General features: G+C 69.8%; 8 protein-coding genes. 6 read left to right on the top strand and 2 right to left on the bottom strand.

The annotated features are described in order from the left end of the window. The 4 genes from AC1D15_RS11515 to AC1D15_RS11500 all read left to right on the top strand — a co-directional run. The coding region (locus AC1D15_RS11515; RefSeq protein WP_477826072.1) for a hypothetical protein at positions 1 to 807 on the top strand (807 nt) is incomplete at its 5' end. Then, positions 804 to 1,328 (top strand): type III secretion system chaperone family protein, encoded by a 525-nt coding sequence (locus tag AC1D15_RS11510; protein WP_465114383.1) that lies wholly within the window; start codon positions 804 to 806, stop codon positions 1,326 to 1,328. The genes AC1D15_RS11515 and AC1D15_RS11510, both read left to right, overlap by 4 nt. A gap of 206 nt (positions 1,329 to 1,534) precedes the next feature. Continuing rightward, complete coding sequence (locus tag AC1D15_RS11505; RefSeq protein ID WP_477826071.1) at positions 1,535 to 3,391, top strand: sensor histidine kinase; 1,857 nt, start codon at positions 1,535 to 1,537, stop codon at positions 3,389 to 3,391. A gap of 67 nt (positions 3,392 to 3,458) precedes the next feature. Further along, positions 3,459 to 4,418, top strand: coding sequence for a hypothetical protein (locus AC1D15_RS11500; RefSeq protein ID WP_477826070.1), 960 nt, complete (start codon positions 3,459 to 3,461; stop codon positions 4,416 to 4,418). 6 nt (positions 4,419 to 4,424) lie between these two features. Here AC1D15_RS11500 and AC1D15_RS11495 read toward each other — a convergent pair whose 3' ends face one another. Together AC1D15_RS11495 and AC1D15_RS11490 are read right to left on the bottom strand one after the other, a co-directional pair. Continuing rightward, complete coding sequence (locus AC1D15_RS11495; protein WP_047505515.1) at positions 4,425 to 4,694, bottom strand: hypothetical protein; 270 nt, start codon at positions 4,692 to 4,694, stop codon at positions 4,425 to 4,427. Beyond that, positions 4,691 to 5,614 (bottom strand): hypothetical protein, encoded by a 924-nt coding sequence (locus AC1D15_RS11490; protein WP_465114380.1) that lies wholly within the window; start codon positions 5,612 to 5,614, stop codon positions 4,691 to 4,693. The genes AC1D15_RS11495 and AC1D15_RS11490 overlap by 4 nt, the downstream gene beginning before the upstream one ends. A 202-nt stretch (positions 5,615 to 5,816) precedes the next feature. Here AC1D15_RS11490 and AC1D15_RS11485 point away from each other — a divergent pair, with 202 nt between their 5' ends. Together AC1D15_RS11485 and AC1D15_RS11480 are read left to right on the top strand one after the other, a co-directional pair. Next, on the top strand, positions 5,817 to 7,208 hold the full coding sequence (locus AC1D15_RS11485; protein ID WP_465114379.1) for a sigma-54-dependent transcriptional regulator: 1,392 nt from the start codon (positions 5,817 to 5,819) through the stop codon (positions 7,206 to 7,208). 454 nt (positions 7,209 to 7,662) lie between these two features. Continuing rightward, positions 7,663 to 8,049, top strand: a 387-nt coding sequence (locus AC1D15_RS11480) for a response regulator (RefSeq protein WP_477826069.1), incomplete at its 3' end; no start/stop codon positions are given.

Genomic DNA, 8,049 nt, shown 5'->3' with positions numbered 1-8,049 from the left:
GCCGCGGTCGCGCCCGCCGCGACCACCGCGCATGCCGCGCCGGCGGCGACGCCGCAGGCCACGCACCAGAGCCACGAGCACCACGGCCCGCACCGCTCCGGCGGGCAGGGCCGCCACGTGGGTGGCAACCGGCCGGGCGCGCGGCCCAAGCGGTCGACCACCAACAAGGCGCGCAAGAGCCGGCGCCGCGGTGCGAACGGCATCGCGGGCGGTGACGAAGACGATCACGATTTCCACTCGGCAGAGGCGCAGCAGACCGGCACCGAAGCCGTCAACCTGAAGGACCAGTCGCAGGATTCGGGCGATGACGAGGACCGCGGCGGCGGCGAGGAATCGCGCCAGGACAAGCTGGCGCGCGCGCGCAGCCTGGCCGAGAAATCGGATGAGCCGGGCCGCGGCGGATCGCCGCGCAGGGTGTTCGATTCGAAGATCCCGCTGCAGCGCTGCAAGAAGGGCATGCTGGGCGTGGTGCAGAAGACCGTGATCGACCGCGAGCTCAACAAGGCGGCCGACACCGGCAACGGCGCGCTGGCGGCCGGTGCGCTGCGCAAGCTGAATCTGGCGCTGCTGGGCAGCACGCGCGCCGGAGCCCGGCTCGACAGCGGCGGGCTGGCGGCGGTGGCCGACTACCTGATCGCGAACTACATCAAGCCGGCGCAGCCCGAGGGGGGCTTTCCGATGTCGATCAAGTTGCTGCACTGGATGCTGCCGATGAAGCTGCTGCAGCTGCAGGTGCCGCGCACGGAAGAACAGGCCGCACTGAGCATTGCCAAGATGCTGGTGCAGGCCAGGAGGAACGAGCGATGAGTGCTGAGATGAACGAGGGCGAACTGCCCGAAGGTGCCGAGGGTGAGGCGCCGGCCGGCGACGATCCGGACCACGAGCGCTACATCGACCTGCTGACGGCGCTGTGCGGCGAGCTCGACCTGCCGGACGTGCAGGCGGTGTTGCAGTCGCGGCGCGTCGAGGTCGAGGGCTTCAGCGTGATCGTCGACCACGTGACGAACGATCCGCAGGCGATGTACATCCAGTTCGACTACGGCATCACGACGGCCGGGCGGACGCTGTCGATCTTCCGGCTGATGCTGGAATCGAACCTGCTCGTCTATGCGCAGGACCAGGCGCAGCTCGGCCTGGATCCCGACACCGGGTCGACCCAGCTGATTGTGCGCGTGCCGATGACCGACGACATCGACGGCGGCTGGCTGATGGAGACGCTGGCGCACTACGCCGAGCACGGCCGCTACTGGAAGGATCACCTGCTGCAGGCGCCCGATGACATGTTCGAGGCCATCTCGGCCGGCGATTACCTGTGGTTGAGGGCCTGATGTGATGACGGCCCCCCAGTCGCTTCGCTCCTGCCCCCGAGGGGCGCCACCCTGCGGCCCGGCAAAGCCGGTTCCGCGGGCGTTGCTTGATGGGCACATCGCTGCGCTCGTGCGGTCTGTCGATCTGCGGCTTGTCACCCGTTCGGGCTGAGCCTGTCGAAGCCCTCGCGCATTGCACAATGCCGGCCATCACTTCAAGCAGGCCCATGCCCGACAGCGACCCGCTCGATTTCTTCGAAGACCGCCCGACGCTCTGGCCGCACACCGCGCCGGAGCGGCTGTTGCCGTCGGAGGTCGAGCAGCGGCTGCTGAAGGCGATGGAGCGCGTCGGCGCCGACGGCCCGTACGCGGTGGCGCTGTGCGAGGAGGCGATCGCGCTGGCGCGCGCGAGCGGCGACGACGGCGAGATCGTGCGCACGCTGTTCCGCTCGGCCACGCTGGTGCTGCAGGCGCGCCGCCCCGACCGCGCCTATGTGCTGTGCCTGGAGGCGCAGCAAGGCTTCGAGCGCCGCGACGACCGCTGGCGCGCCACCCGCATCCTGCTGCTGCGCGGCCAGTGCTGGCTCGAGGTCGGCGAGCACGAGCGCGCGATGACGCTGATCGCCGAGGCCGCCGAGCGCTTCCGGCTGATGGACAACCGCGCCGACGTGGCGCGCTGCCAGGCCGCGATGGCGATGGCGCACCGCCTGGGCGGCGACCTCGACAGCGCGATCGCGGTGGCCGCGCAGGCAGTCGGCACGCCCGGGGCGCCGAACGACCGCCACCTCGACATCAGCCTGCGCCACAACGAGGCGCTGATGCGGCTCGAGCGCGGGCGGCAGCTGGCACAGCAGGGCGACGTGCAGGGCGCACAGGCCGAGTACGCGCGCGCCTCGGCGGTGCTGCCCGACGCGCGCCACATCGACAACCCGCGCAGCCAGCCCGATGGCGGCCAGGTGCTGCAGAACATCGCGCAGGTCGCGACCGCGATCGGCGACGACGCGACCGTGCTGCTCGCGCTGCGCCGGCTGGCCGACTGGGCGCGCCGGCGCGGCAGCCGGCTCGAGCGCGGCATCGTGTGGCTGCAGATGGCCGAGCTGCAGCGCGCGCGCAGCCGCCACCGTGCGGCGGTGGCCTGCGCGCGGGCCGCGGTGCGCCACCTCGAGACGCTGCCGAACGAGCCGCGGCTGGTGGCCGCGCGGCTGCTGCTGGCCGACCTGCTGGAAGACCAGGGCGACTACCCCGGCGCCTACGAAGCCTACGCCGAAGGCTCGCGCGTGGCCGCCGAGCAGCAGCGCGAGGCGATCGCGCTGCGCGCCGAGATGCTGGCGCTCGACCGCGATGCCGAGCAGGTGCTGCGCAGCACCGAGCAGACGCTGGCCTATGCGCAGCGGCTGTCGAACGTCGGCCACCTGGTCGCGAGCATCAACCACGAGCTGAACCAGCCGATGGCGTCGATCCGGCTGGTCGCCGAGACGGCGCTGGAGCTGATCGACAGTGGCGAGACGGGCGAGGTGATGGCGAGCATGCGCACGATGCTGAAGCTGTCGACCCGGCTGACCGACCTGACCGCGCAGCTCGCCGCCTTCCCGGCGCGCTCGACCGCGCAGGTGCAGCAGCTGAGCCTGCGCCAGGCGGTGCTGGAGGCGCTGGGCATGCTGCGCTCGCGGCTCGGGCAGACGCCGTGCGAGATCGAGATCGGCTTCGACGATGCGCTGGCGCACGGCTTCGAGGGCCAGCTGGTGCGGGTGATCGCGAACCTGGTCAACAACGCGCTCGACGTGCTGGAGCCGGTGCAGCCGCGCCGCATCGAGTTCGCTTGCGCGAGCGACGGCGAGTTCGTCGTGCTCAGCGTGGCCGACAACGGCCCGGGGCTCGCGCCGCCGGTGCTGGAGCGGCTGTTCCAGCCGTTCTTCTCGACCAAGGCGGCCGGGCGCGGGCTGGGGCTCGGTCTCGCGCTGTCGCGCGACGTGATGCGCGAGATGGGCGGCGACCTGCGCGCGCGCAACGGCAGCGCCGGCGGTGCGGTGTTCGATGTGCGGCTGCCGCTGGAGGATCCGACGACGGTGCCGGGGAGTTTGTAGTTCCACCCCCCTGCGATGGAACGATTTGCCGTGCGGCCCCACTCATGCGGCGTGGAAGGAGCACGACATGAAACGAACCGCGTCTGACTTGTCACCCAGGAAGGCCTTGCCGGCGACGCCATCGTCCCCGCGGTCGCCGCCGGCGAGTTCGTCGGAAACCGAAGCGTTCGAGGACTCGAGCGAAGACCCGTCGGTCCACCCGATCGAGCAACTCTGGTCGGTCATGAATGACGCGTCGAAGTCCACTGCGGAGCGCGAGGCTGCCATCCGCATGTGCATCAGCAGCGAGCCGATCGGCCAGCGCAGAGGAGTACTCGCCTTCAAGGCCGAGCATTGGCAGGTTCTGGAGGCGATCTCCCAGCTGGAGACGCCGCAGGATTGCGCAGAGCTGTTCACCGGGAGCTACCTGAAGGCAGACTTCCCCTTGACGCCGGCGGGAATCCTGTACGGCCTGACCGTGGTCAAGGCGGCGCGGAGCGCCCTCGGTGGCTTGGCGATGTACTCGACTCGCGACGGCTGCTCGTTGGTCGTGAAGCACGTGGTGGAGATGGCGACTTTGTGCTCGGTCTGCCCCATCACCTGTCGGGGTCTGCTGGCGATGGTCTTTCGAGGCCACGAGTCGCTGCTTGCCGATGTCCACGCAGTCTTTTGCAAGGAGATCGAGACGCGCCCGCGGCCGTCCGTGCAGATATGCGTCGTGGTGCTGGCCTCGTTGCACAGCCTGTCTGGTGCAAACCCGTTGGATGTGACGAAGGGCCCGCAGTCACTGGGCGCGGAAAGCCTGATCCTGAATGACCTGGTCCGGATCAGCGTGCAGCAGTGCTGCGCGATCATTCATGTCGCGCAGACCCTTCAACTTGAACAGCCGCTGGAGAGGGACGACTTCGAGTGGGTGAAGACGAACACCGGGGAATTGGGCGTGCTGTTGGACTCGAACGCGAACGACGAGGGTATCGGGGAGTTTCTGCTGGCGGCCGGGCTGGTGCAGGTGTGGTCGGTATCGCTCATGAATCAGTTGATGAACTGACTCATCTCATGACGCGGGCGGTCCGGCCAGCACCTGCGCAACGAGAGAATCCGCCCCGAATGCGGAGCGGTTGGCCTCGGCCAGCAGCGCGATCGCAGCCAGCCTGCAGGCCTCGCGGTCGTGCGCCGGGCCGTTGCCGAGCGGGTCGCTCATCAGGCCGTCCGTCACGCGGTCGACCAACGCCTCGAAGCGGCGCACGGCTTCGTCGCGCAGTTCGTCGAACGCGGGGTCGTCGAAGGCGAGGTCATTCCTGGCGGGGGTGGCGTGCAGGGTCATTTCGTGGGTCCGGTGGTCGAGGCGGTCGGAGCGCTCGACAGGGTCGATTGCGCGGAGAAGAAGTCGGCAGACGTGGCGGATGACGAGGCCGACGACGGCTTGCCGTCGTCGGTGCGCATGCTGTCATTCGGCGCCGACCCATCGGTGGCGGCAGTGCTGCTGGCCGAGGCCGGCAGGGTGGCGCTCGGCTTCGGGGTGGTCGGCCTCGGGGGCAGCGGCGGCGGCTTCGCGCCGGTCGGCGCCGGCTGCAGCGCGGCGTCCAGCTTGCCGAGACCGGACTGGAAGCGCTGGACCATGTCGTGGATCGCCTGCAGGCCCGTCCTGGCCTCGCCGAGCATCTGGTTCACCAGGGGCGGCGCGAAGTTCTGGTACAGCGCGCTGCCCTCGATGTCGTGCAGCGCCTGCAGGAACTCGCCGGCCACGCGCGAGGCGCGGTCCGAGCCCCGCACTGCCGCGGCCATCGGGCCCTTCAGCGCGGCGTGCGCCGCGTCGCGGATCGCGCCGAACGGGCCCAGCGGGATGTGTCCGGGATTCGCGGTCGGCGTCGTGGGTTTCGTGAGGTTCTCGGATTCCGCAGGCCGGGTCGGTGCCGCTGCTCCCGTGGGGCCGGTCGGCAGCATCTGGGCCAGTTGCGACATCTGCGCCACCTGCTCGCCCAGCCGGCCCATCTGCCCGAGCAGCGATGCGTTCTGCAGGCGCGGGCGAAGGCCGGAGAGGCCCTGTTGCAGCGTCGCGGCGCTCGGCAGCTTCGAGGGCAGGCGTTCGCTCAGCCCGCTCAATCCGCTCATCGTCTTCGAGGCGAGGCGCGTCGCACCCGTCGCCTTCTCGGCCAGGCCGGGCGCTGCCTTGGCAACCTGCTGGGCCACGCGACCGAGCGCCTGGGCGCTGCTCTTCAGCAACATCGGATTGATCGGAGGCATGCGGGTTCCTTGCAGCGGTGGCGTCGTTGACCGCAACGGTAGGGCCGCCGGGCCGGGCCGGCGGTGGCCCGGTGCGAAGCGGCGCATGCCGCGGCGAAGTTGCGCCCGGCCGCCCGCGCAAGCGTCCGGCAGGGCGCTACGATCGCCGCATTGCTTGCATTGACCGAACCGACACGTGAAGCCCTCGATCCCCGACAAGACCATGCAAGACCCCGCCAAAGCCGCCGGCCCTGCCACCACGCCGGTGACGCGCGTGCTGGTGATCGAGGACGACGAGGCCTTTCGCGTCAGCGTGAAGCGTGCGCTGGAGCTGGCCGGCTACGAGGTCAGCCTGTTCGAGGACGCCGAATCGGCGATGGAGCAGATGGCCGCCGTGGCGCCGGCCGCCGTGCTGACCGACCTGCGGCTGCCGAAGGCCGACGGCCTGTTCGTGCTGCAGCGCGCGCGCGAGAAGGATGCCGACCTGCCGGTGGTGCTGATGACCGGCCATGGCGACATCCCGACCGCGATCCAGGCGATCCGCTCGGGCGCCTACGATTTCCTCGAGAAGCCGTTCAGCCGCGAACGGCTGCTGGCGGTCGTGCAGCGCGCGGCCGACCAGTACCGGCTGGTGCAGGAGAACCGGCAGCTGAAGACGCGGCTGGCCGAGTCGTCCGGCATCGACCAGATCGTGCGCGGCGACGCGGCACCGGTGCGCGAGCTGCGCGACCTGATCCTGCGCCTGGCGCCGACACCGGTCGACGTGCTGATCCACGGCGAGACCGGCACCGGCAAGGAGCTGGTCGCGCGCTGCCTGCATGATTTCGGCCGGCGCAGCGGCAACTTCGTCGCGCTGAACTGCGCGGCCATCCCCGAGAGCCTGTTCGAGAGCGAGCTGTTCGGCCACGAGGCCGGCGCCTTCACCGGCGCGGGCAAGCAGCGCATCGGCAAGATCGAGCACGCGAAGGACGGCACGCTGTTCCTCGACGAGATCGAGGCGATGCCGCTCGCGCTGCAGGCCAAGGTGCTGCGCGTGATCCAGGAGCGCGAGATCGAGCGCCTGGGCAACAACAAGCCGATCCCGGTGAACTTCCGCGTCGTCGCGGCGACCAAGGTGAGCCTGGAAGACCTGGCGAAGAAGGGCGAGTTCCGGCCCGACCTGTTCTACCGGCTCAACGTGGCCTCGCTGAAGATCCCGGCGCTGCGCGACCGGCTGGGCGACATCCTCGGGCTGTTCCAGATCTTCGTGCAGCAGGCGAGCCTGCGCTTCCAGATGCCGGTGCCGTCGTTGACGCCGGACCAGCACCAGGCGCTGCTCGCGTCGCGCTGGCCGGGCAACGTGCGCGAGCTGAAGGCCTGCGCCGAGCGCCTGATCCTCGGCCTGCCGATCTTCGTCGACGGCGAGCCGACGGCTTCGGCACCGCGCTCGTTCGACGAATCGGTCGCGATGATCGAGCGCAGCCTGCTCGAAGAAGCGCTGCGCCGCCACGGCGGTTCGGTGAAGGCGGCCTGCGCCGAACTCGCGCTGACGCCGGCGACGATGTACCGCAAGCTGAAGGCGCTGGCGGTGGACCCGTCGGCGTACAAGGACCCGAGCACGGATCCGGCGGGCTGAGGCGATTCCCGATACTCCTTTGCGCCGCGCGCGTCGCAGGTGCCGTCCGAAATAGCGGACTCCAGCGCACGAACTGCGGGTGCGATCGGTTCGTTGCAGATGCCGTGAGGCATCAGACAGAACGCCCGCACGAAGACCTGCCCGCAGGCATCGTTAATCCAGGCGCAACGGTCCCGTCACGCGACGTTCGACGCCTGTCGCAGTCGTGAGAGAGACCCCCTCGCGTTCTTCTCAAACTTGATTCGCCCCACCGGCGCGTGCGCTGTCGGATGCGTACCGGGTGGCATCGGCGCGCCCGTTCGTTTCCACGGCGCGCCACGAGGAATCAAGCACTTGCAGGTCAATTTGAAACCGCTTGCAAGCGGCGGGGCCGTCGCGCAGCCATACATCGCTTCGTGGCACATGGCTTGCGGAACGAGACCGTCAGACATCATTAAACACATAGGGGAGTCTCGTGAACAAAGCAGCCTTGTTGATCGAAGACAAAGACACGCAACTGGTCGTGCGGACCGCACTGGAGTGCGCCGGTTTCCAGTGCGAGGTCTACGCGTCCACCGGTACGCTCTTGCGCGGCATCAAGCGCGACGACCATGGACTGATCGTCGTCGACGTCGACGACCCGGCCACCGATTGCAGCGCGCTCGTCGACTGGCGCCGCAACTGGCTGAATCCCGAAGTGACTTTGGTCGCCCTCGGCCGCACCGACCCGCTGACCGCGGCCCGCGTGCTGAACGCCGGTGTCGACGATTTCGTCGCGAAGCCGGTGCGCGGTGCCGAGCTGCTGGCGCGCATCGGCGCCGCGGCGCGCCGGCGCGTGCCGGCCCCGGCCGAGACCGGCCCG

This window comes from Rhizobacter sp. P2_H2, from assembly GCF_056403375.1.
This window is presented reverse-complemented; position numbering and strand designations above follow the sequence as displayed.